30 protein-coding genes and 1 pseudogene are annotated in these 26,466 nt (G+C 66.8%); 18 read left to right on the top strand and 13 right to left on the bottom strand.

Features of this window, described 5'->3' with window-relative positions; genetic code table 11:
• Positions 1-62: 62 nt before the first annotated feature.
• Positions 63-557 carry a hypothetical protein gene (locus tag AB0F17_RS50630; protein ID WP_358039272.1) on the bottom strand — a complete coding sequence of 165 codons (495 nt, stop codon included), beginning with the start codon at positions 555-557 and terminating at the stop codon, positions 63-65.
• Positions 558-885: 328 nt separating this feature from the next.
• Between AB0F17_RS50630 and AB0F17_RS50625 the strand changes: the two genes are divergently transcribed.
• Positions 886-2,103: a hypothetical protein gene (locus tag AB0F17_RS50625; protein ID WP_358039269.1), complete on the top strand. Its 1,218-nt coding sequence runs from the start codon at positions 886-888 to the stop codon at positions 2,101-2,103.
• Positions 2,104-2,392: 289 nt separating this feature from the next.
• On the opposite strand, the gene AB0F17_RS50620 is transcribed toward AB0F17_RS50625, so the two are convergent.
• Both AB0F17_RS50620 and AB0F17_RS50615 read right to left on the bottom strand, forming a co-directional pair.
• Positions 2,393-2,947: a hypothetical protein gene (locus AB0F17_RS50620; protein ID WP_358039266.1), complete on the bottom strand. Its 555-nt coding sequence runs from the start codon at positions 2,945-2,947 to the stop codon at positions 2,393-2,395.
• Between the two features lie 133 nt (positions 2,948-3,080).
• A complete protein-coding gene (locus AB0F17_RS50615; protein ID WP_358039263.1) occupies positions 3,081-3,527 on the bottom strand; it encodes a hypothetical protein in 447 nt (148 codons plus the stop codon).
• 340 nt (positions 3,528-3,867) lie between these two features.
• Here AB0F17_RS50615 and AB0F17_RS50610 point away from each other — a divergent pair, with 340 nt between their 5' ends.
• Complete coding sequence (locus tag AB0F17_RS50610) at positions 3,868-4,065, top strand: hypothetical protein (RefSeq protein ID WP_358039261.1); 198 nt, start codon at positions 3,868-3,870, stop codon at positions 4,063-4,065.
• Between the two features lie 155 nt (positions 4,066-4,220).
• Here the strand turns inward: AB0F17_RS50610 and AB0F17_RS50605 are convergent, their stop codons facing one another.
• Positions 4,221-4,910 (bottom strand): leucine-rich repeat domain-containing protein, encoded by a 690-nt coding sequence (locus AB0F17_RS50605; protein ID WP_358039258.1) that lies wholly within the window; start codon positions 4,908-4,910, stop codon positions 4,221-4,223.
• 187 nt (positions 4,911-5,097) lie between these two features.
• Between AB0F17_RS50605 and AB0F17_RS50600 the strand changes: the two genes are divergently transcribed.
• Positions 5,098-6,063 (top strand): nitronate monooxygenase, encoded by a 966-nt coding sequence (locus AB0F17_RS50600; protein WP_358039255.1) that lies wholly within the window; start codon positions 5,098-5,100, stop codon positions 6,061-6,063.
• A gap of 158 nt (positions 6,064-6,221) precedes the next feature.
• On the opposite strand, the gene AB0F17_RS50595 is transcribed toward AB0F17_RS50600, so the two are convergent.
• A complete protein-coding gene (locus tag AB0F17_RS50595) occupies positions 6,222-6,851 on the bottom strand; it encodes a helix-turn-helix domain-containing protein (RefSeq protein ID WP_358039252.1) in 630 nt (209 codons plus the stop codon).
• A gap of 90 nt (positions 6,852-6,941) precedes the next feature.
• Here AB0F17_RS50595 and AB0F17_RS50590 point away from each other — a divergent pair, with 90 nt between their 5' ends.
• Together AB0F17_RS50590 and AB0F17_RS50585 are read left to right on the top strand one after the other, a co-directional pair.
• Positions 6,942-7,355: a DUF4345 domain-containing protein gene (locus AB0F17_RS50590; RefSeq protein WP_358039249.1), complete on the top strand. Its 414-nt coding sequence runs from the start codon at positions 6,942-6,944 to the stop codon at positions 7,353-7,355.
• Between the two features lie 282 nt (positions 7,356-7,637).
• Entirely contained in the window at positions 7,638-8,510 is an 873-nt protein-coding gene (locus AB0F17_RS50585) for a LuxR C-terminal-related transcriptional regulator (RefSeq protein ID WP_358039246.1), read from the top strand.
• A gap of 12 nt (positions 8,511-8,522) precedes the next feature.
• Here the strand turns inward: AB0F17_RS50585 and AB0F17_RS50580 are convergent, their stop codons facing one another.
• Positions 8,523-10,766 (bottom strand): peroxidase family protein, encoded by a 2,244-nt coding sequence (locus tag AB0F17_RS50580; protein ID WP_358039244.1) that lies wholly within the window; start codon positions 10,764-10,766, stop codon positions 8,523-8,525.
• A gap of 454 nt (positions 10,767-11,220) precedes the next feature.
• On the opposite strand from AB0F17_RS50580, the gene AB0F17_RS50575 reads away from it, so the two are divergent.
• Both AB0F17_RS50575 and AB0F17_RS50570 read left to right on the top strand, forming a co-directional pair.
• Positions 11,221-11,346: a hypothetical protein gene (locus AB0F17_RS50575; RefSeq protein WP_358039242.1), complete on the top strand. Its 126-nt coding sequence runs from the start codon at positions 11,221-11,223 to the stop codon at positions 11,344-11,346.
• Positions 11,347-11,415: 69 nt separating this feature from the next.
• Entirely contained in the window at positions 11,416-12,876 is a 1,461-nt protein-coding gene (locus tag AB0F17_RS50570; protein WP_358039240.1) for an HEXXH motif-containing putative peptide modification protein, read from the top strand.
• A 2-nt stretch (positions 12,877-12,878) separates the two neighbouring features.
• On the opposite strand, the gene AB0F17_RS50565 is transcribed toward AB0F17_RS50570, so the two are convergent.
• Entirely contained in the window at positions 12,879-15,737 is a 2,859-nt protein-coding gene (locus tag AB0F17_RS50565) for a tetratricopeptide repeat protein (protein WP_358039237.1), read from the bottom strand.
• A 109-nt stretch (positions 15,738-15,846) separates the two neighbouring features.
• On the opposite strand from AB0F17_RS50565, the gene AB0F17_RS50560 reads away from it, so the two are divergent.
• The 3 genes and pseudogenes from AB0F17_RS50560 to AB0F17_RS50550 form a co-directional block, all read left to right on the top strand.
• Complete coding sequence (locus AB0F17_RS50560) at positions 15,847-16,614, top strand: AfsR/SARP family transcriptional regulator (RefSeq protein WP_358039234.1); 768 nt, start codon at positions 15,847-15,849, stop codon at positions 16,612-16,614.
• Positions 16,615-16,752: 138 nt separating this feature from the next.
• Positions 16,753-17,262, top strand: coding sequence for a hypothetical protein (locus AB0F17_RS50555; RefSeq protein WP_358039231.1), 510 nt, complete (start codon positions 16,753-16,755; stop codon positions 17,260-17,262).
• A gap of 129 nt (positions 17,263-17,391) precedes the next feature.
• Positions 17,392-17,526 (top strand): annotated as a pseudogene (locus AB0F17_RS50550) (BTAD domain-containing putative transcriptional regulator); the annotation flags it as partial.
• An 8-nt stretch (positions 17,527-17,534) separates the two neighbouring features.
• Here AB0F17_RS50550 and AB0F17_RS50545 read toward each other — a convergent pair.
• Positions 17,535-18,038, bottom strand: coding sequence for a hypothetical protein (locus tag AB0F17_RS50545; protein ID WP_358039228.1), 504 nt, complete (start codon positions 18,036-18,038; stop codon positions 17,535-17,537).
• A gap of 221 nt (positions 18,039-18,259) precedes the next feature.
• Here AB0F17_RS50545 and AB0F17_RS50540 point away from each other — a divergent pair, with 221 nt between their 5' ends.
• The 3 genes from AB0F17_RS50540 (at position 18,260) to AB0F17_RS50530 (ending at position 20,899) form a co-directional block, all read left to right on the top strand.
• Positions 18,260-19,615 carry a hypothetical protein gene (locus AB0F17_RS50540; protein ID WP_358039225.1) on the top strand — a complete coding sequence of 452 codons (1,356 nt, stop codon included), beginning with the start codon at positions 18,260-18,262 and terminating at the stop codon, positions 19,613-19,615.
• Between the two features lie 304 nt (positions 19,616-19,919).
• Positions 19,920-20,282, top strand: coding sequence for a MiAMP1 family antimicrobial peptide (locus tag AB0F17_RS50535; RefSeq protein ID WP_358039223.1), 363 nt, complete (start codon positions 19,920-19,922; stop codon positions 20,280-20,282).
• Positions 20,283-20,467: 185 nt separating this feature from the next.
• A complete protein-coding gene (locus tag AB0F17_RS50530) occupies positions 20,468-20,899 on the top strand; it encodes a DUF3592 domain-containing protein (RefSeq protein ID WP_358039220.1) in 432 nt (143 codons plus the stop codon).
• A gap of 208 nt (positions 20,900-21,107) precedes the next feature.
• Here AB0F17_RS50530 and AB0F17_RS50525 read toward each other — a convergent pair whose 3' ends face one another.
• Positions 21,108-21,410, bottom strand: a complete 303-nt coding sequence (locus AB0F17_RS50525; RefSeq protein ID WP_358039217.1) for a hypothetical protein — start codon at positions 21,408-21,410, stop codon at positions 21,108-21,110.
• Between the two features lie 131 nt (positions 21,411-21,541).
• Between AB0F17_RS50525 and AB0F17_RS50520 the strand changes: the two genes are divergently transcribed.
• The 3 genes from AB0F17_RS50520 (at position 21,542) to AB0F17_RS50510 (ending at position 23,515) form a co-directional block, all read left to right on the top strand.
• Positions 21,542-21,907: a hypothetical protein gene (locus AB0F17_RS50520; protein ID WP_358039214.1), complete on the top strand. Its 366-nt coding sequence runs from the start codon at positions 21,542-21,544 to the stop codon at positions 21,905-21,907.
• A gap of 193 nt (positions 21,908-22,100) precedes the next feature.
• Complete coding sequence (locus AB0F17_RS50515; RefSeq protein ID WP_358039211.1) at positions 22,101-22,838, top strand: VOC family protein; 738 nt, start codon at positions 22,101-22,103, stop codon at positions 22,836-22,838.
• A gap of 128 nt (positions 22,839-22,966) precedes the next feature.
• Positions 22,967-23,515, top strand: a complete 549-nt coding sequence (locus AB0F17_RS50510; RefSeq protein ID WP_358039209.1) for a DinB family protein — start codon at positions 22,967-22,969, stop codon at positions 23,513-23,515.
• Between the two features lie 3 nt (positions 23,516-23,518).
• On the opposite strand, the gene AB0F17_RS50505 is transcribed toward AB0F17_RS50510, so the two are convergent.
• Positions 23,519-23,644 (bottom strand): hypothetical protein, encoded by a 126-nt coding sequence (locus tag AB0F17_RS50505; RefSeq protein WP_358039207.1) that lies wholly within the window; start codon positions 23,642-23,644, stop codon positions 23,519-23,521.
• 63 nt (positions 23,645-23,707) lie between these two features.
• Complete coding sequence (locus AB0F17_RS50500) at positions 23,708-24,214, bottom strand: hypothetical protein (RefSeq protein WP_358039204.1); 507 nt, start codon at positions 24,212-24,214, stop codon at positions 23,708-23,710.
• A gap of 54 nt (positions 24,215-24,268) precedes the next feature.
• Between AB0F17_RS50500 and AB0F17_RS50495 the strand changes: the two genes are divergently transcribed.
• A complete protein-coding gene (locus tag AB0F17_RS50495; protein ID WP_358039202.1) occupies positions 24,269-24,499 on the top strand; it encodes a MarR family transcriptional regulator in 231 nt (76 codons plus the stop codon).
• Here AB0F17_RS50495 and AB0F17_RS50490 read toward each other — a convergent pair.
• The gene (locus AB0F17_RS50490) at positions 24,496-24,816 is read right to left on the bottom strand and encodes a helix-turn-helix domain-containing protein (RefSeq protein WP_358039199.1); all 321 of its coding nucleotides are present in this window, start codon (positions 24,814-24,816) and stop codon (positions 24,496-24,498) included. The genes AB0F17_RS50495 and AB0F17_RS50490 overlap by 4 nt on opposite strands.
• A 57-nt stretch (positions 24,817-24,873) precedes the next feature.
• Here AB0F17_RS50490 and AB0F17_RS50485 point away from each other — a divergent pair, with 57 nt between their 5' ends.
• Positions 24,874-25,200: a putative quinol monooxygenase gene (locus tag AB0F17_RS50485; protein ID WP_125644822.1), complete on the top strand. Its 327-nt coding sequence runs from the start codon at positions 24,874-24,876 to the stop codon at positions 25,198-25,200.
• A 185-nt stretch (positions 25,201-25,385) separates the two neighbouring features.
• Here the strand turns inward: AB0F17_RS50485 and AB0F17_RS50480 are convergent, their stop codons facing one another.
• Entirely contained in the window at positions 25,386-26,453 is a 1,068-nt protein-coding gene (locus AB0F17_RS50480; protein WP_358039196.1) for a glycerophosphodiester phosphodiesterase family protein, read from the bottom strand.
• Between the last annotated feature and the right edge of the window lie 13 nt (positions 26,454-26,466).

Raw genomic sequence — 26,466 nt, 5'->3', positions numbered from 1 at the left:
TACCGGCCTGTCCTCCACCGACGGGGGACGGGCCGGTCCGCACCGAGTGCCCCTGACCTCGTCTACGCCCCGTCACGCAGCGCTCGGATCGCGGCAAGCACCTCGGCCCGGTTCCCGGCCGCCTTCATCCACCCGGGCAGCCGCTCCAGCAGCGTCTGCGACCCTGCGGGCGTGGGCCGCTCCCGCTGCGACGCGGCCACGTAAGCCTCCAGCAGCTCCAGATGCGGCACGTTGTACGCCCACAACACCCGCCCACAACACGGCCGCCGCAACCACAACGGCAGCCCGAAGTAGGGGTCGTCCGGCCCACCGAACGCCGGCACCACACGCGCGCCGCCACCGGTGAAGTACGCATCCCCGGCACCGCTGCTCCACCTCCGCGGCACCCATTCGGCGATGTGGGCGCACCCAAGACAGGTCAGCCGATGCGGCGCCGTCAGCCAGCCCATGGCGTACGTATGCCCGTCGCGATGATCAGGATGTACGGCCACCAACGCACGTCCGTCGCACCGCGGACACCGGACCAGGATCTCCTTGGCGAAATGCCACAGACGCACACCGGGATCCCGAAACCGGCCCCCGCTGGCTCGCTCGACTTCCACAGCACCCATCCTGCCCCGCCCGGTCCGGTCCGCGTTCTTCTCCGGCCTGGGCTTCTGCATCGGCCTACTGCCCGGCCAGAGAGACTCTTGAGCAACTCCGGCCATCGCCTACATGCGGGCCGACCTGCGGGAACGCGATTCATGTAATTGATCTGTGACGGATGGTCAATCCTTGCCCCTTCTCCGTCATGTCGGTCAGCGTTCGCCCTATTGCGGTGCGTAATCATCGCAGTGATCCGGCAAGGCTGCCGGATCATCTGTGCACACCGGAGAGGGAAATGGGATGAGCGAAGAGCAGGCACTACGGGCGGCGCGGGCCATCGGGCCGATCAGGCTGATCGCGCCGCTGGAGGTCTCCGCACCGGCACCCACGCCGGACAGGATGTGGGAGCTTCCCGGTGGCACCGCTTGGGTGTACTACGGAGAAGGCCACAAGAACCTGGTCCGTCCGGTCATCCTGGCCGACGGCTTCAACACAGGTCCATCCAACCTGCACGAGTCCTGGCATTTCCTGGAGCGGGGTGACTACCCCCTCATCAGCGAGCTGCGCCGCCGTGGCCACGACCTCATCATCCTCGGCTTCGCCGAGCGCAGCGCGTCGATCCTGGACAACGCGCAGACCGCGATCGCCGCCATCACCCAGACGATCGCCGAACGGTACGGGAACGCGCCGCTCACCGTCGGTGGCTTCAGCATGGGTGGCCTGGTCACCCGCTACGCCCTGGCCAAGATGGAGCACGACGGCATCGACCACCAGACGGATCTCTACCTCTCCTACGACAGTCCGCATCGGGGCGCGTGGATCCCGATCTCCCTACAGGCGTTCGCGCACTTCCTCCGGCTGGGCAACCCCGTCTTCTCCCGCCAGATCAACAGCCCGGCCGCGCGCCAGCTGCTGTTCCGTCACATCTCCGAGGTCGACAGCGAACCCCAGCAGGACAGGCTACGTAACGAATTCCTCGACCGGTTGAGCGAGGTCGGCTCGTGGCCCAGCATCCCGAGAAAGATAGGGGTCGCCAACGGTTCGGGGAACGGCACCGGCAACGGGGTTCCGGCCGGCGTCGAAGCGCTCAAGTGCACCGGCCTGGTGTTCAACGGCACCGTGCTCTACACCCAGTCCGCCGGGGACGACCAGCAGGTGGCCGTGCTCAGAAGCATCTTCGGCGCCGCCGAGGACATCCGTACCAGCGGGCTGCCCGAGCTGGACGGCGCACCGGGCGGGACGCTGGAGTCCTTCGGCATTCTGGCCGACGCCCTGAACCAGCACGACCCGGCCGAGGCGTACTACCGCTCCATCTGCTTCGTCCCCGCGGTCAGCGCCGTGGCGATCCGCGACCTCGACGACCAGGACGATGTGTACGCCGACATCGGCAGCCTGTCCCCGTCGGAAAGCGAGCTGGACGAGTTCCTGTGCGCGTCCAAGAACGAGGCGCACACCCAGATCACCGAAGAACTCTGCACCTGGATCCTCGATCGACTCCCGGAGCCGACACGACTGTGAGGGGTCCAGCCCACCAAGGACAAAACCCCACAATGAGCGGCGTTTCTGCTGACTGAGTGTTCCCGGACACTCAAGATGAGGATGAACGCGACATCCAAGGCGAGGATGTGGCGATGTGAGAAGACCCCGGCAGCGTGAGGCTGGCGGGGTCTTGGTGTGCGGGTTGGCAGCTTGATGTGCGTATTGTCACTGGGGCTCCCTGTTCAGAGGGTTTCTTCAAATCCATGGACCGAATTACAATCGCGGACTTGCAGGCAGGGGCTCCTCCGTAATCGCGGCTGGTAGGGCTTTACTCGCCCTGCGGGGATTCCGGCCAGTACGGGACCGCCTGCTGGGCGGCCGCCGCGATGGCCACGCCATCGAGTTCGACGATGCTCAGCTCGATACCGCCGACGGGCCACTCCACAGCGAGTTCGAAGCTCTCCCGGGGTGGCGAGGGCCAAAGCCACAGTCCCATGGTCATGACACCTGCATCCTCGTCACCGCTGCGCATGGACATGCCCGGGAGCAGCAAGGAAAGCTGCGGGCCTGGTGGCGGATCCTGTGGGAGCTGTGTTCTGTCCAAACGTTGTCCGACGGTGGTGGCCTTGGCGCCGTCGGCGAAGCGCACGCCGAACCGTAGCAGCTGGTCCGGTAACGGCTGATCGGCCCTCACCCCGGTGATCATATGAGGGAACACGGATAGCTGGAGGGCCTGGAAGTCGTCGGGGGACAGAGTCTGTCGCCTCGTGACGATGTCCACGTTGATCAGGCAGCCGGTGCTGAATGCCTGGATCGTTGGCAAGGTAATGGCGACATTCGGGGTGCGGGCCAGCGCCAATCCGCTGACCATCACCGCGCCCATCTCTTCCGCCGGCGGAGCGGACCAGGCCGGCAGTCCAGGCTTGGGTGGGCGAGTCGATTCTTCCTGAGCTGGCGGGGTTCGAAGAACATATTTTCACCATACGGAAACTCCTGCGGACTGCGTGATTTACGGCTCATGGAGATGGCTGCCTAGAAGAATTGGGGAAAGCCGCTGCTGCCACCAGGGGAGAGCCTGTCACTCCGTTGCGATGACCTCGTTGAACGGCGGTGCGGGTGGCGGCCTCGTCAACGATGGTCTTGTCAGCGGCGAAGGTGGCCAGGAGGGCCTGGAGGGCAAGGTTGTTGACGGCACGGGGACAACCGCGGCTGGTGGTGTGGATCAGCGGGGCGGCATCCTCGGTGAACAGCGGGGCGGAGCGGCCGGTCAGCACGACGTGATGGGCGAGGTAGCTGCTGGTCTCCTGCAGCGTCATGCCGTTCATGTGGTAGCGGACGGCGATGCGTTGATCGAGCGCGGCCAGGACACCGAGCTTGATCTTCCGGCGCAGGGTCGGCTGCCCGATCAGCACCGTGGCGAACGGACTCGACGAATCCATGTCGTGGTTGGTCAGCATGCGCACCGATTCAAGCTGGTCGTGCGCCAGCAGATGCGCTTCGTCCAGATCACCGACCGCGGGAGCTCGGATCCATGCTCTGACCTGTGGCTATTCAGAAACTACAGGTCCGCGACGAGGGCTGTGGGATGCAGCCTGTGTGAGCGTGTCACATAGGAGCAGCCCCGCCCATCGGGTTGGGACACTGTTGGCATATTGATCAACAGGTCATGTTGCAAGGCGTAGCGCTGCGAAGTGGGATGTCCGGGTCGTGGCGGCGATGGGAGCGTTGGTGTCGGGGATGACGGGGCAGACAGCAAAGATCGAATCGCGTTGTGGCAGATGCGAGGACATCCTTGTCCGTCAGGTGAACCAGTTCATCGACAGCGGGCAGTTGCGTTGGGATGCCGAGGTCGCCTGCGAGTCCTGCGGCACTGGCTGGTGCGAGCAATTCGGTTCAGGCGAGACGCCGGAGGATATCCGCAGCCCCCGTCGTACCGACGTGATTTTGCTGGCGAGTAGCAGCAGCGTTTGTCGGTCAGTTTGGACAGCACTCGAGGGCTGATCGGGTCTGGAATGTCGGTGAGAAGTAGCAGCACCCGGAGGCTCGCCCGCCCACCTAGCGTGTTCGTGTGATTACCGATGGGGCGTGTTCGATTCCCTCGCAGGTGATCTTATGATCGCTTCGGGGGGAGACTTGGCGTCTCAGGGAGCGTCGCGCTAGGAGAAATCTTCACAATCCACAACCAGGTGAGAGGCCCACTTGGGAATCTTGTCGAAGTCGGCCTCGTTCAGGTCGATCCGTTCGAGCGAGGGAAGCTTCTTCAACCATTTCGGCAGCTCACTCAGATATGTGTCCGTGACGTCGAGCTCGACGAGGGCGTGGAGCATGGCCAGTGAGTCCGGCAGCTCGCTGAGTGGGTTGTCTGCCACGTCGAGCCGGGTGAGCGAGGCGAGGTTTCCGAGTGAATCGGGCAGCTCACTGAGGTTGTTGCCGTGGACGTCGAGCATTCTGAGGGAGGTGAACTTCCCCATCCACTCAGGCAACTTCTCCAGGGGGCCGTCGGACAGGTCCAGGATGGTCAGCGACTTGAGGTCGCCTAACCACACGGGTAACTCTTCGAGGTAGTGACCGGCCAAGCCGAGTTCCTGGAGAGCGTGAAGGTGGACCAGAGATTCGGGAAGTTCGCGGAGTCTGTTGCCTGCCAGGTCGAGCTGGGTGAGCGAGGTGAGCCCGCCCAGCCATTCCGGTAGCTCACTGAGCTTGTTGAAGTTCAGATTGAGGTGAGTGAGTGAGGTGAACGCGGCCAGTGTTGCCGGCAGGCTGCAGAGCTCCAGGGCGGAGAGGTCCAGGACGGGAGCGCTGGTGCGCAGTGCGTGGTTTATGCGCTCTTCGGCTTCAGACGCCATCGATGCCTCCTCGGGGAATCACGCCAGGCTACCGTCAAAGATCAAAACAGCAGTAGAAGGCGTCGATGCTGGCCCAGCTTCTGAAGGCAACCCACCGCTCTGACTCCACCCGGGCCCGGGAATTATCTCGTCGTCCTGCACAGGACGGCTGCCGCGTACAAGCCGGTAAGGGGTGATCATTGTGGTCATGGCGTTTTCGACAGCATTCACGAAGTTGTTCGGCGTGCAGCACCCCATTGCCCTGGCGCCGATGGGCGGGTCGGCCGGTGGCGCGCTGACGGCGGCCGTCTCTCGCGGTGGCGGGCTCGGGCTGCTGGGCAGCGCCAACGGGGATCCGGAGTGGTTGGCCCGCGAGGTGCCGATCGTCGCCGAGGGCGCCGGCGGAAGGCCGTGGGGGATCGGTTTCCTGACCTGGCAGATCGATGTTGAAGCGGTTGAGCGTGCGCTGGAGTACGCCCCCCGGGCGGTGATGTTGTCCTTCGGAGACCCGAGCCCGTTCACTGAACGCGTCCGCCAGGCGGGTACGAGTCTGATCATTCAGGTCACCGATCTGGAGGAGGCCAGGCGGGCGGTGGACCTGGGCGCCGATGTCATCGTGGCGCAGGGGGTCGAAAGCGGTGGGCATGGCGCCCGGCAGGGGCGCTCCACATTGCCGTTCGTACCGGTCGTGGTGGACCTGGCGGCACCGGTGCCGGTGCTGGCGGCCGGCGGGATCGCCGACGGCCGCGGCCTGGCCGCCGTCCTGGCTCTGGGAGCCGCCGGAGCACTCATCGGCACCCGCTTCCAGGCCACGACCGAAGCCCTGGTGCCCCCCTCGACCGCCAAGGCGATCGTCGAGGGACGCGGGGAGGACACCGAGCGCAACAGCGTGCTTGATATCGCCCGAGGCTCCCGGTGGCCGTCGAAATACACCGCCCGCACCCTCGGCAACCCCTTCATCGATCAATGGCGGGGCCGAGAAGCCGAACTCGCCACCGATGTTCAGGCCAAGCAGGCGTACCAGGATGGCGTGGCACGAGGCGAGATACCCGCACTGCCGGTGTGGGCCGGTGAGGCCATTGATCTCATCAACGACCTGCCCTCCGCAGCCGATCTTGTCGTGGCCCTCGCCGCGCAGGCTGAGGACGCACTAGCCCGAGCGGGAAGGCACTGACGGGAACGGTTGATCGGGCCATCAACGGTCGGTGGTTCGGTGAACGAGCATCCCGGAAACCAAGGCCGCATACTCCGGCCCCCAGCCGTAAGCGAAGCCCGGCTCATCGGCGTACAACTGCGCCAGGGACCGGACATGGAGGCATGGCCATGCTTCGACTAGGCACCCGCGGCGGGCCCTTGTCGCGGCCAGTCGGGGGCGGGGTCCTCGGCGAGCAGCGGCCGGAGGGCGCCGAGGACCGCGCCGATGCAGACATCGCGTAGCTGGGTGCGGGTGCAGGTCGCGTGGGTGAGCCAGTCGACGCAGAGGACCTGAACGAAAACCAGCCAGCTCTTCAGGACACCGGACACAGCCTCGCGGGCGCTCTCGTCCGCGAGTGGGAGTACGGTCAGCAGCCGCGTACGGAGCGCGTCCAGCTCGTTCGTCATGATCGTCTGGATCACCGGGTCGCCCGCGAGGACCCGGTTCGCGGCGAGGACGGCGTTGCGGTTCGCCACGAAGTAGTCGAGATGGACGTCCATCCCCTGGATGAGCTGCTCCACCAGGGAGTCGGCGGAGTCGAGTCGCGTCTCGGCAAGCAGCTGGTCCGCCGCCTGCTGGTAGACGGCTGCGAACAGAGCCTGCTTGCTGGGGAAGTGACGGTAGAGCAGGGCCCGGGAAACACCGGCCTCTTCGGCGACCTCCTCCATCAGCACGTCGGCGTACGGGTGCGCGGCGAAGAGCCGTGCGCCGACGGCGAGGAGTTGGGCACGACGGTCCGCAGGGGTGAGTCGCTGGCGGGGAGGCACACAAGAAGTTTAGTTGACACGGGTCTACTAGCACGCCCAATGTAGTAGACGCATGTCAACTAAGCTCCGCCACGACGACTTGGAGGGACTATGGCCAGGGTTCTGCGCGTACTCACACAGTTGATGGGCTGGGCCTGCGTCGCGATCGGCCTGTTCCACGTGGCGCTCGGCAACGCGGCGATCCCCGGCGCCGGTTCCGCCGGCACGACGATCGACAGCTGGGGCCGGTTCATGGGGGCCAGCTTCGTCGGCTACGGGCTGGCCTGGCTATGGGCCGCGCGGCAGCGTCCGATCCCGGCTCGGGCGGTGCGGTGGCTGGCCGGCGTTTTCCTGCTGGGCGGTGTGGGCCGGCTGCTCTCGCTCGCCGTGCACGGCTGGCCGCAGTGGTTCCAGATCGCGCTGGCGGTGATAGAGCTCAGCCTGCCGCCGGTCTTCTTCTGGCTGGCCGACGCAGAGGAGCGGGCCCTGCGCAGCGACGTGGCGTCCGTGGCCGCCGGGCGATGAACGCGCCTGAGCTCGTCCAGATCGAACACTTGGACGGGGAAGAGGGGGCCGCGCGCAAGTACGTGCCTGACCCGCACGGCATGATCACCAAATAGTCCTGGCGACGCAAGATGTCCTGGCGAGGTGGTTTCCACTGCGAGCGGCGCGACGCGCCGCTCGCACCTCCGCGGTGAAAGCTTCGCGACCGCACGCACACCGATCAAACAGCCCTGCCCACTTTATTGACTATTCATGTCACATGAATTCACTCTATATACGGAACTTCCGTCGGGGAAAGTCCGAGTGAAAGCTGCTCCCATCGATGCGCTCACCAGCACCGAAATCACCGTCCTCTCGCTGATCGGCAGTGGGCACCGCGTCTCGGAGATCGCCGAGCTGCTCAGGATCGGCCCGCGATGCGTCGAGAGCCATAAACGGCACATCTACCGGAAACTCGGCGTGAGCTCGCAGATCCATGCGGTGTCTCGCGGGATCTCCCTCGGCCTGTTCGACGTGCCCAAGAATGCCGAGGACGTGCACCGGCACCGTCCGGAACCCGGATGTTCAGAGCTGGTGGTCGTGCACGCCCGGCCGGAGGGTGTCTGCTCCGAGTTGTGGATCGCGCTCCTGGAGCGTGGCACGGCCTTCGTCTTCACCCGGACGAACGACGTGATCGGCGACCCCGGGATCCGCCGGCACCGGGGCCCGTTGACCGTCCTGCTCGTGGATCCTCTTCCACAGGACTGGAGGTTGCCGGCGCGTCTGTGCGCTCCGGTCGTCATCGTCCGGTCCGCGGTGCCGGACCTGGACGCGGTCACGGACGCGCTCCGCCGCGGCGCCCGTGCCCTCATCTGCGCGACCGATGTCCGCCGGGAGCTGGAAATGGTCCTGAGACTGGTGGCTCGGGGCTACTGCTTCGTCATAACCTCCCCGTACCTCTCCGGGCAGGCGGAGTGTCTCCCGCGCGTCCCGGAGCTCACGTCCAGAGAGCGGGACATCCTCCGCTCCATCGCCAGCGGGCACACCATCCGGCAGACCGCCCGCACGCTCGGCATCACCAGCAAGACGGTCGAGAACACCCAAGCCCGATTGTTCAGGAAGCTGGGTGCGCGGAACAGACCTGAGACGCTCGTCATCGCGTACCAGCTCGGGGTGAGCTTGGGTGTTCAGGAGTAGGGCCGTGGCGCGCTAGCCGCGGGCGCAGCGAGCGTTGTTGAGCGTGAAGTCAGGCGGCTCCGCGTTGGTGGCGTCATCCCAGCCGGCGATGAAACCGACCCCGGTGAGCGTGCCGCCCGGCGGGATGGCGGCGTTCCAGCTCTGGTTGGTCACCGTCGTGTTCACGCCCGCCTGAGAGACGACGCCGTTCCACAGTAGGGCGACCTTCTGCCCGTTCGGGAACCGCCAGCGCAGGGTCCAGCCCTGCGTCGGGGCCGTGCCCAGGTTGGTGATGTTCAGGGCGGTCTGGAAGAGCCCAGGCCAGCTCTCGGTCACCGTGTAGCCGATCTTGCAGGTCGTGGGGGGCAGATCGGCGTCGGAGACGAGGAAGACGTTGTCGTTCAGCTCCGCGGCCGGGATGTCGGTGTTGGCGGCGATGATCTGCGCCAGCGTCCGCCGGAAGTCGATCCCGTACTGCTGCCTGATGGTGTCCAGGCCGGCGATGTTGCGGTAGAAGAACCGGTCTCCATCACGCAGCGCCTGGAACTGCTTCGTCCAGATGGCGAGCTGGAGCTCGCCGAACTCGGTGCCGGGCACGTGCCGCTCGGCGACCATGCCGACGAACGCGTCCACGTTGTTCACGTTCCCGTAGATCGCGCGCAGTCGCGACGCCGTTGTGGTCCGGCGGACCGAACGCGTCCCGGCGGCTTCGTCGCCGACCGTGAGCGGCGCCCCGTCGATGTTGAAGAGCTGGGTGTGGGTGAGACTGTCCGGATCGTTGATCTCGTTGCCGGGAGTCAGCACGGGGTCGGCGGGGAAGGCGTCAGTGGCCTCACCGGTGATCGCGGTGAAGCTGGTGCGCGGCGCGAGCCCGTACGCCTGCCGGAGCTCGTTGTAGCTGGGCAAACCGTGGTCGCGAGCCCGCTCGGTGTCGATCGCGCCGAGGTCGACGACGCCGCGGAAGCACTGGGGCAGGGTCGGCCCGTCCAGGCATCCCGGGTTGCCCGCGACGGGGACCTGGAACAGCACGCTACGGAGCTGGTTGTCGATCTGCTCGTCGTTCCGGTACTCGGATTCCAGGCCGATGGCCTGAAGCAGCGGGCCGAGCTGGAGGGAGGGCACCAGGTCGGGGTTGAAGAACGCCACGTTCAGCGGGATCGTGATCTCCGCCTCTCCATCCTCGATCGCGACCTCGATGCCCTGATTCTCGAAGGCCTGCAGCTGGGCGGCCGTGTAGCGGTCGGCGTCGGTCTCCAACTCGACCTCGCCATGGATCTGGCTGTGCGCGCGGTAGCCGACGGTGGCGAACTCGTTGCTGAGGTTGGCGTTCACGCCGGACTTGTAGCCGGTGTAGGCGGGCAGGGTGACGCCCACAGCCGGCAGGAACTCGTTGTAGGTCACGTACTGCTGCTCGGCGATCACCACACGCCGGGCGATCTGGAACTTGTCCTCCTCCGACAGGGAGGCGGGCAGCAGCGACACGATCCGGTTGTGCTCGCGGGCGAACAGCGTCTGGGTCGCGGTCAGCGCGATGTTCTCGTTGGCCCGGACGTCCCCCGCCACCATCGCGTTGTTCGGGGTGGCCAGCAGCCTGCCGTCCGCGTCCATGGCGGGCGCGGTGGCCGCGTTCCCCCGGCTGGTGCGCCGGGGCAGGTACGCGCCGGGCATCAGCAGGCGGGCGCTGTTGTTGGCCGGATTGCCGTCCACCGGACCCTCGCGCAGCCATTCGAGCCGCTGGTCGGTGCCTCCGTAGACGGCCCACGCGTCGAGGTAGGAGCTCACCGTGTTGGTCTGCTGGCGCGGGTTGCCGGTGCCGGTGCCCGTGCCCGTGGTGGCCGCGGAGCGGGTGAACGCGATGTTGCCGAGGGTGTTGGTGAAGGCCTCAAGCGGATCGTTGCCGTTGAACGAGATGTTCGCCGCGGTCGCGGTCGGGCCGGCGGAGTCGCGCAGGCCGATCGTGTGATCGACGAACTGGCCCCAGGTGAAGGCCCACTGGGTGATCCGCCGCTCGGAGAAGATGTTCTGGTTGACGTCGTTGAAGATGCGGTTGCTGATGAAGCGGCTGTTGGGCCCCGTACGAGGGGTGCTCACCCCATCGGCGTAGCGGGCCGGACCCACCCGCGAATAGGCGGTGCCCGACTTTCCCCATGCGGGATTCGCGACGTTGTTGCCGGTGCCGTCGAGCCTCTGGATCTCGAAGGGGACGGCCGCGTCGGCTTCCGTAGCGGTGATCAACCCGCTGAGGACGAGCAGCGTGGCGCAGGCGACGGATAACAACGCTCGTCGAGTGACAGAATGGGCATGATGATGCATCTGGTCTCCACGCGGTCTTTTCGCGAAGGGTTTCTTCGCAAGGTGAACCGTCTTCCTTTTCGGCGCGTTGAACCATTGAGAGGAATGACGGGAAGGCTGCGGCAATGTTGTTCTTCCGCTCGTGACTCGTCAATGGAGATCCATTGACGAGTCACCCCTAGGGGTGATTAACCCCCAAGGGACATTCCATTCCCGGGGACGAATTCGACACCGCCCGCTTCTGGCCCGGGGATTTGCGCTATCACCGCCGCCAGCCCCTGCCGACGGACGCCCCCGCCTACGCGTTGCGACGGCGGATGACCGACCTCCGCCGAATGCGGCGTAGCAGCGGGACCGAGCCGTCTCGCCACACCGGGCCCACACCCTCGCTTCGTAGGTTCAAGAGCACCAGGTGATCCAACGCACGAAAGGCAACAGCATGCCGACTCAGACCGTGGAATTGCCGCAGTTCCCGCTGGCAGGGAACACCGCTCCCACCGTGACGACCGATGCCGCGCACGAGCGCGCGTGGGTCCCGGAGTTCTCGTCACCCCGAGCCCAGTAACGGAGAACGAGCCGACCGGCGGCGAGACATCCCGCCGCCGGTCCCCCACCAGTGAAGCGAGGCGACGTCTTGGACACCGAATCACCTGCCGATCTGACGGCCCGCATCGACCTGACACTCGGCTCGGATCCCCGGTTCGGCAGCGCCGAGGCGATCGAGGTCAGGAACCTGGCTCGCTACCGCCTGGGTCTCGGCGTGCTGGCCCGGCACCACCCACACGCCGCCGACCGGCTGGAGCGCTTGTGCCAGGCTGATGACGCTGAGCTCCGCCCGGTGATGTACGACCCGGTGCTGCGCAACGCGTTCGAGAACGACCTGACCGCCCTGGAACGGCAGGCCGGTGAGAACGGCACTCTGGTCGGCTACCTGGAAGGCGGTGCGGCGGACGTGCTCGACGGCCTCGGGCCATGCGAGCGCCTGTCTCACCCCAGGGTGCGTCCATGGCCCGGCCATGCCGTCTCGTGGGTGTGGACCGACCTCGAACCGGCCTCCGAGCCGGAGAAGGTGCTGGCCGCTCGCCTGGAAGAACTGCTGGCCGGGACGCTCTCGAAAAACGGCTCCGGCAGCCGGGTGCGTCCCGACGCCGGCATGCTGGCCGGGCTCAGCCAGGGCGCCGGACTGCTCGCCGAGCTGCTGCCCCACACGGGCGCCGGCGTGCTTCCGCACATCTCCCTGACCGGGTTGGTCCGTGACGAGCTGGCCGACGGAGTCCTCAACTCGGTCTCCGGCGGCGATCCGCTTCCTTCGGCGGTGCTCCTGGCCCCCGAGCGGCTGACCGACCCCTGGGTGGCGGCGGAGACGCTGTTCCACGAGGGCCTGCACCTGAAGTTGTTCGACGTGCTGCGCACCGGGTCCATGGCCGCCGATCCGGACCAGCTGATCCCGATCCCCTGGCGCCTGCGGTCGTGGACGCTGTCGCGGGTGCTGTTCGCCATGCACGTCTACGCTCACCTGCTGCTGTTCCGCGCGGCCGCGGCCGGCGCCGGACCGGACCTGCGCGCCAGGTACGGAGAGCCGCCCGCGACCGACTTCGTCGATCAGGCCACGCCCGGTAGTCAGGCGGCCGGGAGCGGTGAGTACACCACCGCTCCCGAACGGGTGACCTATCTCGCCCGGCAGGCCTCGCAGACGTACGGCGGGATGCTGACGGACAGCGGGAGGCGGTTCGTCGACTGGCTGATCGGCGCCGTGGCCCCTCTCGCGCCGGGAATCCTGCCCGAACCGCTACCCGTCGAGGCCCGCCCACGCACGGAGGTGGAGTTGGAGGTACGGGGCTACCGCCAGGCACAGCCGGTTCAGGTGTGCCCGATCCCCGAGCAGCGTGAGCTGGTGGCCGTCACACCCGGCGCGCCGAGCTTCCAATGGCTGAACGAACAGGCCTGGCTGATCTACGCCCTGTGCGACGGCAGGGACCTGTCGTCGCTGCGCGACCGGTACCGCCAGGCAGCCGGACCCGGCACGGACGACCGGTTGGGGCTCGGTGTGGCCGAGCTCCTCACGGTCGGGCTCATCGTCCCCGTGGGCTCCTGAGCTCAGGTGATCACGCCCAGCTCCTTGAAGATCTGGTCCGCGGCGGCCAGATGGCGGTGGGCGGTGGCATCGCCCTGATCGGCAAGGGCCTCACCGAGATCCCTGTGGGTTTCGGCAAGGCCCCTGCGGTCGCCGATGCCGGAGCGGATGCGCAGCGCCGCGGCGAAATGCGTGAGCGCCTCCTCCTCCCGCCCGAGACGGTGGTAGAGGCCGGCCAGGTCGTTGGTCACCTGCCCCTCGCCCTTGAGGTCGCCGCTCTCGCGATGGCTGGCCAGCGCGGCCAGGAGATGCTCGCGCGCGGGTTCGAGCCGGCCGAGCTTGGCCTCCACCAGGCCGATGTTGTTCAGCGCGCGGGCCTCTCCCTTGCGACTGCCCGCCGCCCGGCGCAGCGCGAGCGCCTTTTGGTACAGGTCCAGTGCCTCGGCGTGGCGGTCTTGGGCCTCGCGGGCCACGCCGAGGTTGTTGAGGGTGTTCGCCTCGCCTTGGCGGTCGTCCGTGCGCTGGTGGATGGCCAGTGCGCGCTCATAGTGGGTGACGGCCTCCTCCAGGCGGCCCAGATTCCGCAGCACGATGCCGAGCATGTTGAGCGTCTGGCCCACGGCGTCGTCGGCGCCTGTGCCCTCCAGGAGGCGCCGTGCCTCCTGGAGATCGGTGAGGGCTTCGCCGTACCGGCCCAGCAGCCAGGAGACGGTGCCGATGCTACGCAGCGCGGTGCCCATCCCGTGCCGGTCCTTCAGTTGCCGGTAGATCTCCAGTGTCCTGCGGTGCTCGGCCAGGGCTTCGGGGTAGCGGCCCAGGTGCTCCAGGACGGCGCCGAGGTTGTGGTGGGCGACGGCGGCCTCCACATGCCGACTGGCCTGCTCGGCGGCGGTGGCGGCCAGGGTGTGCAGCTCAGCGGTGTCGGTCAGGCAGTGGCGCAGTCGCAGCGGCTGGGCGAGCGCCGCGGGCAGCCGCCAGGCGGCGTCCATGCCATGCTCCGCGGCGTGGCGGGTGCCCGCCATCATGTTCTCGTGCTCGTCCTGCAGTACGAGAGGGTCGTCGATGGTGAGATACCACTCCAATAACCGGCGTACGGACTCCTCGCGGATCGGCGGGGCGTCCTCGGCTTGGGCTCGGTCGCGGGCGTAGTCGAGAAGGAGATCGTGCAACTGGTAGCGCTCTTGGAGCGGCCGGCCGCGGTGGGGGTGGATCAGGCTGGCCGCCCGTAGCGCGTCCAGGTGCGTACGGGCCTGGGCGGCGGAGACGTCGAGCATCGCGGCCAGCGACTGGGCGGTGAAGCCGGAACCGGGCATCAGGCCCAGGCGGCGGAAGGCGATCCGGTCGGCCTCGGCCAGCGCCTGGTAGGACAGGTCGAAGGTGGCGCGGACGGCGGTGGCCGGGACGTCGCCGAGGCACAGTGCGCTGAGCCGTCCGCGCTCGGTGAGGTCCGCCAGGTAGGTGGCGACCCGGCGGTGGGGGTGGCCGGCCAGGTGGGCGGCGGCGATCCGTAGGGCCAGGGGCAGTTGCCCGCACTGGTCCGCGAGTTCGGCGACCGCGTCCGGCTCGGCGCCGGCGCGTGGGCCGATGACGGCGGCCAGCAGGTCGACGGCCTCGGGCTCGGCCAGGATGTCGAGGTCGATGGTGCGCGTCACGTGGTGCAGGGCCAGACCGGAAAGCCGGTTCCTGCTGGTGACCAGTGCCAGGCAGCCGTCGGTGCCGGGCAGCAGCGGTTGGACCTGGGCGGGGTCGGCCGCGTTGTCGAGCACCACCAGCACCCGCCGTCCGGCGAGCAGCGTTCGGTAAGCGGTGGCGAGCTCGTCTTCCTCCGCCGGGACCTGCTCCGGAGGCATGCCCAGGGCGCGGACGAACCGGTCCAGCGCCTTCCGTGGTGTGATCGCCTCCTGCGGCCGGTGCCCGCGCAGGTCGATGAAGATCTGCCCGTCGGGAAAGCGCTCGGCCATCCGGTGGGCCCAGTGGACCGCGAAGGCCGACTTCCCGACGCCGGGCATGCCACTGATGACGGCCACCGTCCCCGGTGCGGTCCGCATCAGCGCGGTCAGCTCACGGAGCGCGGTGCCGCGCCCGGTGAACTGGGCCAGGTCGGGCGGCAGTTGCGGAGAGATCGGCCCGCGAGCCTCCCTTTCGTTCTCCCGCCCGTTCTCCCGCCGCAGGATCCTGGCCTGCAGACGGCGCAGCTCCGATCCGGGGTCCAGGCCGAGTTCCTCGGCGAGCACCCGGCGCGCTTCGTCGTAGGCGGCGAGCGCCTCTCTGGCCTGCCCTGAGCGGTCGAGGGCGTCGATCATTCTGGCCCACAGGGATTCGCGCAGCGGGTGTTCCGCCAGCAGTGCACGCAGCTCACCTGCGACCTGGGCGTGCCGGCCGAGCCCGGCCAGCGTGTCGGCGTACTCCTCGAAGACCGCCAGCCGCAGCCCGTCGAGCCGGGCCCGCTCCGCCTCGATCATCGGCGACTCGGGCGCGTCCGCCAGCGCCGGCGCCCGCCACAGATCCAGAGCCTCCCGGAAACACCGCGCGGCCTGCTCCAACTGCCCCGCCTCCGCCAGCTCCCTCGCCTCTAGGGCAAGCCGCTCGAAGACACGGGCGTCCAGGGTCGCGCCCGCCAATCCCAGCCGGTAGCCGCCCGGCTCCCTGACGAGCGTGACGACGCCTATTCCGCGCAGCCGGGAGAGCAGGGAGTGCAGCGTGCTCTCCACGCTCCGCGGTGGTGTCGCGCCCCACAGCTCGTCGACCAGGCGCTCGACGGGGACGGGCCGGCCCGCCTTGATCAGCAGGATCGCGAGCAGCGCCCGCTGCTTCGGCGCGGTCAGCGGCACCGGCAGGCCGCCGTTCCAGAGCTCCAGGGGCCCGAGGATCCGGAAATCCACGCCGCCCCTTTCACCGCGCAAGTCCCGCGCAAGCCTGGGCTGGCAGTCTAGATCGAGATTCATCCCGTCCGGTAGTACGGATCCGGCCTGCCCGGTTCAGGAGGTGGACGTGCCCTTGACATTCCGCGGAGCCCGGCTCGATCTGCTCGGCCCACTCCAGGTCGTACGCGGCGACGGGGTGGTCCCCATCACCGCACCCAAGCATCGCGCCGTCCTCGCCATCCTGGCGATCAACGCGGGCCGTTCGGTCTCGGCGGACCGGATCATCGAGGAGCTCTGGCAGGGCTCCGAGCCCAAGTTCGCCCGTAAGACGCTGCAGGGATACGTCTGGCGGTTGCGCCGGGTGCTGGGCGAGGACCTACGCACCCGAGGGGGGTTCTACGAGCTGGGCGGCGCCGCGCTGGAGACCGACGCGGCCCGCTTCCAGGGGCTGCTCGCCGAAGCACAGCAGGCCATTCGAGCACGTCAGCTGGAGCCGGCCCGCGGGCTGCTGGGAGCGGCGCTGGATCTCTGGCGCGGGCCCGCGCTGGCCGACGTACCCGCCAGCCCGATGATCCAGGCGCACGCCGACCGACTGGAGGAGGCGCGGCTACTGGCCGTAGAGGCCAGGGTGAAGGCCGACGTCGAACTCGGCCATCAGGCGACGGTGATCCCCGAACTACGCGAACTCACCGCCACCCACCCGCTACACGAACCGCTGCACGCGCTGCTCATGCTCGCCCTGTACCGGTCGGGACGGCAGGCCGAAGCCCTGTCCGTGTACACCGGGTTGCGCGCGGCGCTGATCTCCGAACAGGGCCTGGAGCCGGGGACGACCGTACGGGAACTCCACCAGCGGATCCTCACCACCGATCCCGCCCTCGACCCCGCGGCCTGAGAAACGTTTACGCGATGCCCTGGGCCAGGTCGGCGCCGGCAAGCTTACGAACACGAAGATCAGCTACTCACAATAGCCTGTAGAAATCAGTTACATGAAATCGTGACAAGCGTGTGCGGCATGCTGGAACCTGGGTAGGTGCTCACCTTCATTGCCATTGCGGGTCTTATGTTTGCCGCAGGCAGCTTTGTGTACGATGCGCTGAGCTACCACCGCAAAGATCGAAAAGGCCCGACGACCACGGCGCCCGATCATGCACAGCCGCCAACGCAAAGCATCTCTTGGCCCGAACTTGCACATCCGCCGCAGTCGTCACCCAGGCCCCAATCGTTCAGCTCCATTAAGCAACAGCCACGGTGGGTGTTTGTCAGCGCCTGGATCATGGCCGGGGTGATCATACTTGGAGAGTTGGTGGGCCTCGTAAATCCGGGTCACGAGCTCGGCTGGCTCGGCCTCTCGGCCGCTGGAGCCGGCCTTGCCGTCGCCGTCCCCTTGGTCATTCGTCTCGACAGGACTGCTGACGAGGACTACATTGCTCCGGTCATCGGGTTTCTGTTCTGGGCACTTGTTGTGCTCGTCATCAGAGGTTTTTTCCCGGACTGGACGCTTCTGGAGATCACCTGGCCGGGCGGTGGTCTCCGGCTGTAGAAGAGGCCGACGGGTAGTTCTCTCACGAAGTCTTCTTATATGACGATATCGTCCACCCCACCATTACGTTGTAATTGCAAGGATGGCCCCAACCATCGCCGGGGCCGAGACGGATAGTCGGGACGGCAGGCCGAAGCCCTGTCCGTGTACACCGGGTTGCGCGCGGCGCTGATCTCCGAGCAGGGCCTGGAGCCGGGGACGACCGTACGGGAACTCCACCAGCGGATCCTCACCACCGATCCCGCCCTCGATCCCGCGGCCTGAGGTCCTTATCAGCGGAGGCCTCGTTGGCGGGAAGGTTGCCTTCCGCAGTCGCCGTAGCCGCTCCAACCGCCCGAGGCCTGGACGGCGGATCCGGGAAGGCTGATCGTTCCCTTGAAGGAGACGCATCTGCCCTTGGCGTTCACCTTCACCGGACCCGCGTAGTACTTGAAGTTTCCCAGGTCCTCTACTTTGCGCGGGGCGATGAAGGCGACGCTCTGCACGAGGAGGGTCGCCGTGACCCTGCTGGATGTGCCCACGAAATCCGACTTGATGGTGACGACGCAGTGCTCTCCCGTGTACGGGCTGTAGAGCAGGTAAACATGGCCACGAACGGTGTTCGTCTGGTCGGCGACCGGCATGCGGCCTAGCGCCACCGTGTTGAAACCGCTGCCACATACTTGCTCGGGGGTGGACCCGCTTGCGGCGTCGGCGGGTGCCGCCAACCCGGCGGTGGCGGTGGCGGTGGCGAGCAGGGTCACTGCGGCGAGTCGCGTGAAGGCGTTTCTGGTCACGAAATCTCCTCCCGCGCCAGATACCCATGATCTGGCGGACTTGGGGGCGGTAGGGCTGCGCGGATGGTTACCATCCGGCGCTTTCGAGGCTGGCGGGTCCGCTGATTGTCCGGAAGCGCCGACGCGAATCCCTGATCAAATCCGGACAATGAGTTGTCCGCGGACAATCGGGTCTGTTGACTTGATCACCGGCGGAGGTTGCGGAGGAGAAGATGGCCGCGATGAACCGCAAGGTGGGCAGGCCCCAGGGCGGCCCGCGTGGCAGCACGCAGCAGGCGAACGCGTTGGCGGAGTTCCTGCTGACGCTCACCGCCGGGATGACCGTCCGCGAGCTCGCCGCGCGGTATCACGTGGGCAAGACGCTCTGGAGCGAGTACCGCTCAGGCCTGAAGCTCATCCCGTTGGAGCTGCTGACGAAACTGGTCCAGGACCACGCACCGGACGAACGCACCCGCCACGGTCACCTGGAGACCGCCACCCGGCTGTACGCGGCGGCCCTCGAAGCAGGGCAGCGGGAACCCGTCCCGGCGGCTCCGCCGCCGCTGCCTTCGCCGACGGCGGCGACGGTCACAGAGGCTGAGATCGCAGAGGCGGCGGTCACAGAGGCGGCGGTCATGGAACCGGCCGCGAGCCTCGAGCCGCCTGCGGCACCCGGTGCGGCGACTACGAGGCGACGCCGCCCCCGCCCCCTGTTCCTCGTCGGTGGCGGCACCGCAATCGCGGTGCTCACGGTGCTCGCCCTGCTGCTCGGATGGGGTTCTCCGGGTGGGGACGCCGTGTTCGCCGTGGGGCAGGGCGGTGATGGCGTCTTCCGCTGGGATGGCACGAACGCGGCGGGGTGGACCAGAATCGGCGACGGAGCCAAGCGCCTGCACTCCGGGCCCGCCGGTCTGTTCGCGACCGGCACGGACGACCGCCTCTACCGGTATGAGGGCCGGCCCGGCCGCTGGTCGCTGATCAGTGAGCTCGGCGGCGACTTCGCGGTCAGCGGCGCACACGTCTTCCGGCTGGCCGCCGACCGCCAGTCCGTCGCCGTGTGGAACGGGCACGGCACGTCATGGACCACGATCGGCGGCCCAGCAGTGCGGTTGTACGGCGGCGAGCCGGGGCTGTTCGCGACGGATCCGGAGGCGGGGTGGATCTTCCGGTATTCGGGCCGCCCCTTCGCCTGGGACCGCGTCGGCACGGCGGGGGCCTCGTTCGCTCTCACCAACCGTCACCTGTACGGCCTGACCCCGGAACGCGCTCTGGTCAACCGTTGGCTCTCGGACGATCCGTCGGCACCCTGGCCGCCCTGGACGTACGCGGCAGGTCCGGCGGCAGAGCTGTACGGAGGCCCCGCCGGCCTCTTCTCCACCGACCCCTCGCGCGCACGGCTGCGCGTCCTCACTGACTTGACGACCGGCCTCGCGGGCCAGAGCTGGCAGGACATCGGCCCGGCCGGCGCGGAGGTGGTGGTCGGCCGAGAGGCAGTGTTCGTGCTGACCGAGGACCGCTCGCGGATCCTGCGCTGGTCCGCTGACTCCGGCACCTGGCAGCACATCGGCGGACCCGCCCAGACCCTGACGGCGGGCTGAGTTCGCTCCACGGGCGGGATCTCTTGAGGAAGTCCTTCCTCAACTCTGGTCGGAGAGCAGAGACGCGAAGCTGTGGCGCATCTCCCGAAGCGTCCCCACACGGTGGTTTACGCCCAGTTGTCACGTGTGGTGTAAGTGAGGCGTAAGTGACGATCAAGTGTTGGTCCATATGTTCCTCTCGTCAGGAAACGCACGAAAGGGACGGTCCCTTGCCCGCTCCTGCGGCGAGTCCAAGCTCGTCGCTGGTGAGCCCCTCTGGGACTTCTCTACTCGAAGTGACGTTGAAAATACTTTTGGTAATCAGATGAGACGCATCCGGAGGATCGCCGTGAAGAGCATCAAGAAAATCGCCCTCATCTCCGCCATCTCTGCCTCCCTGATCACGATCATGGGCGGTGCCGCCAACGCCTCGACGTCCGCGGCCCCCGATTCGATGTACGTGGCCTATGAAGGACCGGGCTTCACAGGCAGGACACAGGTCATCACCGAGTGCGGCGTGACCAACCTCCGCTACCGCGGGTCGTACAAGTGGTACGGCTCCGGCCAGTCCGGCCGGATGCACAACCAGATCAACGCCAGAGGGTCGGTGCACTTCACGCTGCCCACCAAGAGCAACGCGCAGCAGAAGACGGCCGTCGGTTGGAAGAGCATCTTCAAGGTGTGCTGATGCCCGCTGTGACAGGCTGGGCCGCTCGCGGGGCGGCCTGACCAGCAAGGTCCATCTGTCCGCCGACCGGCCTTCATCTGCGCGAAGCCATCTTGTGGATCCGAAGCCTTCAACCCATCCAAAGATCCGAACTCCGTACCGGCCCTAGGACGTTCTAAAGTACAGACGACCCAAGGAGATCCGCGTTGGAAGATCTGTTCCAGTACTTCCCGCTGCTGTTCGTGGCGTTCGGAGGACTGATCATTCTACGTTCGATCAAGGGAATCATCGACGGCAAGCAGTTCGTCCGGCGGGCGCAGCGGGTGCCAGGCGTGGTCAGCGACGTCCGGACCACGTTCGTGGGACAGGGGGAGCACTTAAGGGCGAGGCAGCGGCCGGTTCTCACCTTCACGACCGTGGAGGGGCAGGAAATCACCACCGAGGCAGCGACCACCTCCGACCTTGGCATCGGCAACGAGACCGAAGTGCTCTACGACCCGCAGAACCCGACCAGCGCCATGCCCGCAGATCACGCCGGCGGCGGCTACAGCGGAATCGTCATCGGGCTCATCGCTGTCGCCATCGGCCTGGCCTTCTTCTCTGCTTTCTCTGCTTTCTCTAGTTTCTCTGGCTTCTGAGAGGGCGCCTGAAGAGGCTCGGCGACAGTCTGGGGGTGGCGGGATTTGAACCCACGACCTCTTCGTCCCGGACTTCTGACGTGAAGATCGTTAAGAGAGTTTTGGCCGGTTAAGCCAGTCGGAGGCGGCCGCTCACAGCCGTTGTCGCGTGGCGCGGTTGCCGCACATTGCTGCCGCTCGCGATGACAGTAGTGCGACAGCGTGTCGGTCAATTTCTCGCCATAGAGACTGTTCTCCGCGAGAAGAACGCAGCGATCAACGTGGTCGCCCCTGCGGCGACCAAGACGGTGGCGGGAATCTGAACAAGGTTTCGGACATCCTTGCATCTGTTCCTGTAGTCCATTTCTTCTGCCGCCAAGTTACGAGTCTCATCCATTAAGTAATCAGGGAGAGAGGCGGTAATGAATGCAGAACCACACGCCTCACCTTCTGAAGTAACAGGCATCAGACCAGCAAGTACGCCTGAGCCGATCAGCAAGAAGGCGACGAACGCGAGGAGTTTGGTAGCCAAAAGTAGTCCTTGGGTAGGTTCATCCGAGCCTGATCATTCCAGGTCGATCCTTGGACCGAAAGGCCCGGTGCGAGATCCAGCATGCCGATGGCTCCTTCGGGTTCTGCCCCAGCACATGTGAAGATGACCACATGATCGAGACGAGCCGCGTGGAAAGGCCTGCGTTACGCAGAGCTGCGTACTTGGGTGCGGTTCTCCTGACTGCCATCCTTATCGTGGCCCTGATCTGGGCTGAGGACCTGCGCTTCATCCACTCGTCAGGGAAAATGGAGGCGGTCGCCCGCACAATGGGGCAAGGTGTCGAACTCAGGGATCAAAGCATCGGAAGCCTCTCGTTCGAGTTCGTCCGTCGGGAGAACGAACAGGTCTACTTCTACCGAGGCAAGGGCTGGGGAGGGGACGGCTACGGCTATGTCTGGAGCCCCGCGAGCCGGCCGAGCGATGTCCGGCACGTGAGGGGGCCTTGGTATAAGTTCCAGGACGACGCGCACCAGTGAGCCGTTCCGCCCTCAGGCGGCCTGGGCAACGCGGTGGTTTTGAAGGACTGCGATGACCTTGCAGAGGTGGCCAGCCTTGGAAGGGCTGCAGCGTAGCTTTCGGAGGATGCGCCTTTTGGCCGTTCCTCCCGCTTACGTTGCGAGAGCGAGAATGCAGACAAGGCCTCATCTACCTGGGCATATGATCAGCGGCATGGCATTGAGACTTGTTCAGGTGAACTTCAAGGCTCGGGATGACGCGGCGCTCGGCCGTTTCTGGGCGGAGGCGCTCGGTTGGGGTGTTTCCAGCGAGGGACCCGGCGTGACCAACCTCGAGCCCGTGGGCTTCGTCTGGCCGGACCCCGCCGGCTTCTACATCGATGTCGTGACCGTCCCGGACCTCGAAACGGTGAACTACCGCGCGCACCTCGAACTCGCCACCACCTCTGCGGCCCATCAGGCCGAGTTGGTCGCGCGCCTCCAGGATCTCGGAGCTACGCCCGCCGATGTGGGCCAGGGCGACGTTCCGTGGACGGTTCTGGCCGACCCGGAGGGCAACGTGTTCCGCGTGCTGGAGCCTCGGGAGATCTACCGGGATACCGGGCCGATCGCCGCGGTGGTGGTCGACTGCGCGGACCCGCGGGCCTTGGCCCGGTTCTGGGGCGAGGCGGTGCACTGGACCCTGCACGAGGTGACCGACGATCATGCGCTGCTGCGCTCCGCCGAGGGCGTCGGCCCGTATCTGGAGCTTCGCCGCACGTCCAACGTGACGACCGTGCGGAATCGCGTCCATCTCGACCTGCTGCCGTACCCCATTGACGCCAAGGACGCGGAGGTGGCCCGGCTGCGGACTTTGGGCGCCACCAACGCCGACGTCGGCCAGGGCGAGGTGCCGTGGACAGTCCTCGCCGACCCTGAGGGCAACGAGTTCTGCGTCCTCGGCAAGGGCTGACGCAGAGCTTCTTCACCTGCGGGTCGTACAACGGCTCCTCAGCGGCATGGCCGGGCATCTTCCCGTACAGCGCGGCCATCGCCGTCTGGCCTGCGCTGTCCTGACCTTGACCTGCGGCGAGCGGCGTGATGGTGAATGATGATGGGATGCCGAGCCCTCCGTTCGTCCAGAGTGACGGCAATTCCCGCGCCAAGCGGCCCTCGCAAGCGGATGAGCGCACGACGTTGGTGGCATTCCTGCGCTGGCATCGAGAAACCCTGGAACACAAGTGCGCCGGCCTGGAGTCGGCGCAGCTCGCGGAGCGGGCGGTAGGTCGATCGGCGTTGTCGCTCCTGGGCCTCGTGCGGCACGCGGCCGAGTCCGAACGTTTCTGGTTCCGCCGGGTGATGGCTGGACAGGAGCTCCCACCCCTGTTCTCCTCTCCTGACAGCGCATTCGACGTGGCGAGCGCGAACGCGCAGATGGTTGCCCAGGCCTGGCAAGCGTGGCAAACGGAGATCGCGTTCGCGGACCGTTTCGTCGACGCGGCCCAGGACCTCGAACTCACCGGGAATGAACCCGGAGAAGGACCCGTGTCACTGCGCTGGGTACTGATGCACATGGTGGAGGAGTACGCGCGGCACAACGGCCACGCGGACTTGCTCCGGGAACAGATCGATGGAGCAGTAGGACTCTGACCGTCATGAGCGTTGGCGGGCGAGTTCGGCCAGTTCGGGGCAGGCGGCCGTGAGGTCATGCACCAGCTGGGTGTCGCGTTCGCGCAGCCGGTAGGGATCGACGAGCCTGTCCGCGACCGGGCGAATCATCGGACGCGGACGTGAAGGCTGCGGCGTCATCGGCGCCGGTCTGATCCCCTGGCCGAGGGCCGGCTACCGGAAGGCGCGGTGGAGCTGGGTCATGGTCTGCTCGACGCGGCTCTTGTCGCCGACGACCACGTAGGTCTCGTAGTTGACCTTGTCTCCCTTGTCCATGGCTCCGCTGGGGCTGGTGACCTGGATGGTGTTCTCGCCGAAGTGGCCGTTGTAGTCCATGGGCGGGCGGGTCATCGTGTAGTAGTAGGCCTTGTCGCCGAGGACTTCGGGCTTGACGTACATGCCGAGGCAGTATGCGCCGTCGTCCGTGCAACGGACTATGGGGTCCTTACTCGTGTGGGAGTCCACGGGCTCGGGCGACAGGCGACCGGTGGCGGGGCTGTAGGAGAAGACCTTCGTGAAATCCGGCTGCAGGTAGGCGACGAGGACGCCACTGAAGTGGTCGTGTCGTTCGTCGTCGGAGGTGATCGTGGCGGCGGCGCGGAAGACGTTCTCCAGCGCGGGCGCGTCGTGATCGGGGGCGAGCTCGATCTCGGTCTGCAGCCAGTACGGCGACAGCCCCATGGTGAACGGGACGCGCTCGTCCTGGTGGTCGGCGCTGCGGCGTTCATGCGGGGCTTGGCCTTACTGGAGGCCATCGACCGATGGGGGTCGATCACGGTCACCGAACTGGCACGTCACTTGAACATCGACAAGGCCATCGTGTCCAGAATGGTCACCACCTGCCAGCGCGACGGCTGGGTGACACGCCACGAATGCCGCATCGTTCTGGGGCCGCGCGCCAGCCTGCTCGGCCACGGCGGACCATGGATCAGAGCAACAGGACGGCCGGTGGTCCTGGTGGGCTAATCAGCCGCAGTGTCCCCGGTTCTGCCCGTCCTGCTGCCGGACTCCAACTCCTCGGACAGGAGCTCCAACAGACCGGGCAGATGACGCTCGATGTCCTGCCTGGGCAGCGAGACGGCGCTGCCGTTGCCGTGGTCACGCTGCATGATCAGCCCGGCCTCGCGCAGCACCCGGAAGTGATGCGTGCGCGCGGCCTTCTTCACCGGCAGGTCAAACGATCCGCAGGCACGCTCCCGGTCTTCGGGATCGGCCGCGAGTTCGGCCACGACCCGGCGGCGGGAGTCGTCCGCCAGCGCGCGGAACACCTTGCCCAGATCCATGACTCACTCCTAGGTACGATTTGCATCATACCTGACCGATGGCTAGCGTTGTCAGGTATGAAAATTGTCGTACCTGAAGGAGGCGGGGCGGTCGGTATCTACGGCTTCGCCCGGCCGAAGCCCGAGCGAGCCGATGAGCTGGAGCGGCTGCTGCTGTCATTCGTGGAGCCGACCAGGGCCGAGCCTGGCTCGATGCAGTACCAGGTCCACCGCGACGTGGCAGATCCCAGCACGTTCGTGTTCTACGAACTGTGGCGGTCGGCCGACGACCTGCGCGCGCATCTCGCGCGTCCCGAACTCGCACACTTCCAGCAGCACCGCATGGACTACCTACGAGAAGACCTGGAGATCCACTGGCTGACGCCCCTCAGCGTGACCCCCTGACCCCATTGCCAGCGTATCCAAGCCGATGCGCTGGACAGAGTGACCGACCTTGGCCAGGCGCCCATCACGTGCGTCGGTTCCCGAAGAATCTCGCCGCCGTCCGCATCGCATGAACAGACAAGACGAACGGCCGCCCACTCCCCGCTATCAAGGGAGCGGGCGGCTATCGCCGCGACACTCGGGAGTCAGCGCGGCGCGTAGGCCTTCGGCAGTCGCATGCCGCGGTCGGCCATGATCTGCCGGACGTGGTTCGGGTAGTTCGTGATGATGCCGTCAACGCCCATGTCCATGAGGGCCTCCAGGGTGGCGGGGTCGTCACAGGTCCACGGGATGACCTTCAGGCCCCGGGCATGCGCCTCCGACACCATCGCCTGATCGGGGTAGAAGCGGAAGCCTGGGTCACCGACCTTCCCACTCTGCGGGAAGCCGTAGTTAGGAGAGAGGGCCGTGACGCCAGGAATGGCGGCGGCCGCCTTCACGAAATCGCCTTCGTAGTCGTCGACGTCAATGCCACCGAGCCACGGGGAGGCGCCGGGCTTGCCGATCTGAAGGAAGTCGTAGTTCGTCAGCGCCACCAGCGGCCACGTCGGCGCAAGCCGGTGCATTTCCAGCAACGCGCCCCAGTCGAAGGACTGGATGGTGACCTGGCGCTCGATCCCCGAGGTGTGGATCTCTTCGAAGACCCGGCGGACGAACAGCTCGCGAGGCGCGGTCTGCTCGGGCGCGCCCGCCTCGACCTTGGTCTCGATGTTGAGCGTGACCTGCTTGGCGCGGTAGCTCTTGACGAGGTTCAAGACGTCCTTGAGCTCGACCATCCGGAAGCCCTTGATCTGCTCCTGCTCGGGGAAACCGGGCAACTGCTGATACCCGCAGTCCATGGTCTTGATCTGAGCCAGGGTCAGATCCTTGATGTACTTTCCGACGTACGGGTACAGCGGATCTCCGGGCGTGACCGGTGCGGTGTCGCGGCACTTCTGGGCGCTGATCTGCCGGTCGTGGTTGACGACGACCTTCTCATCCTTGGTGACGTGGGTGTCCAGCTCCAGGGTGCTGACCCCGAGGCGCATCGCCTTACCGAACCCCTCCAGCGACTCCTCCGTCGTCATGCCGATGCCACCACGGTGGGCCTGAAGGTCGAAGTGAGTCTTCTGGGGCAGCACGCCGGGACCGTCGGCCGTTGACGCGTGGGCAGCTACCGGCGCGGCGAGCGCGGGCACAAAGGCCAGGCTCACCAGGACATGACGAAGGTGCATGAGAGGGCTCCGC

This window comes from Nonomuraea sp. NPDC026600, from assembly GCF_040638335.1.
Taxonomy (GTDB): domain Bacteria; phylum Actinomycetota; class Actinomycetes; order Streptosporangiales; family Streptosporangiaceae; genus Nonomuraea.
This window is presented reverse-complemented; position numbering and strand designations above follow the sequence as displayed.

Excerpts from the sequence above, each read along its gene's own strand:
- AB0F17_RS50500 (WP_358039204.1), bottom strand. The coding sequence starts at position 24,214 with ATGGGGCTGTCGCCGTACTGGCTGCAGACCGAGATCGAGCTCGCCCCC.
- AB0F17_RS50520 (WP_358039214.1), top strand. The coding sequence starts at position 21,542 with ATGATCGAGACGAGCCGCGTGGAAAGGCCTGCGTTACGCAGAGCTGCG.
- AB0F17_RS50620 (WP_358039266.1), bottom strand. The coding sequence starts at position 2,947 with ATGGGCGCGGTGATGGTCAGCGGATTGGCGCTGGCCCGCACCCCGAAT.
- AB0F17_RS50600 (WP_358039255.1), top strand. The coding sequence starts at position 5,098 with ATGGCGTTTTCGACAGCATTCACGAAGTTGTTCGGCGTGCAGCACCCC.
- AB0F17_RS50575 (WP_358039242.1), top strand. The coding sequence starts at position 11,221 with ATGCCGACTCAGACCGTGGAATTGCCGCAGTTCCCGCTGGCAGGGAAC.
- AB0F17_RS50480 (WP_358039196.1), bottom strand. The coding sequence starts at position 26,453 with ATGCACCTTCGTCATGTCCTGGTGAGCCTGGCCTTTGTGCCCGCGCTC.
- AB0F17_RS50515 (WP_358039211.1), top strand. The coding sequence starts at position 22,101 with ATGGCATTGAGACTTGTTCAGGTGAACTTCAAGGCTCGGGATGACGCG.
- AB0F17_RS50535 (WP_358039223.1), top strand. The coding sequence starts at position 19,920 with ATGAGACGCATCCGGAGGATCGCCGTGAAGAGCATCAAGAAAATCGCC.
- AB0F17_RS50625 (WP_358039269.1), top strand. The coding sequence starts at position 886 with ATGAGCGAAGAGCAGGCACTACGGGCGGCGCGGGCCATCGGGCCGATC.
- AB0F17_RS50490 (WP_358039199.1), bottom strand. The coding sequence starts at position 24,816 with ATGGATCTGGGCAAGGTGTTCCGCGCGCTGGCGGACGACTCCCGCCGC.
- AB0F17_RS50540 (WP_358039225.1), top strand. The coding sequence starts at position 18,260 with ATGAACCGCAAGGTGGGCAGGCCCCAGGGCGGCCCGCGTGGCAGCACG.
- AB0F17_RS50485 (WP_125644822.1), top strand. The coding sequence starts at position 24,874 with ATGAAAATTGTCGTACCTGAAGGAGGCGGGGCGGTCGGTATCTACGGC.
- AB0F17_RS50590 (WP_358039249.1), top strand. The coding sequence starts at position 6,942 with ATGGCCAGGGTTCTGCGCGTACTCACACAGTTGATGGGCTGGGCCTGC.
- AB0F17_RS50510 (WP_358039209.1), top strand. The coding sequence starts at position 22,967 with ATGGTGAATGATGATGGGATGCCGAGCCCTCCGTTCGTCCAGAGTGAC.
- AB0F17_RS50605 (WP_358039258.1), bottom strand. The coding sequence starts at position 4,910 with ATGGCGTCTGAAGCCGAAGAGCGCATAAACCACGCACTGCGCACCAGC.
- AB0F17_RS50505 (WP_358039207.1), bottom strand. The coding sequence starts at position 23,644 with ATGATTCGCCCGGTCGCGGACAGGCTCGTCGATCCCTACCGGCTGCGC.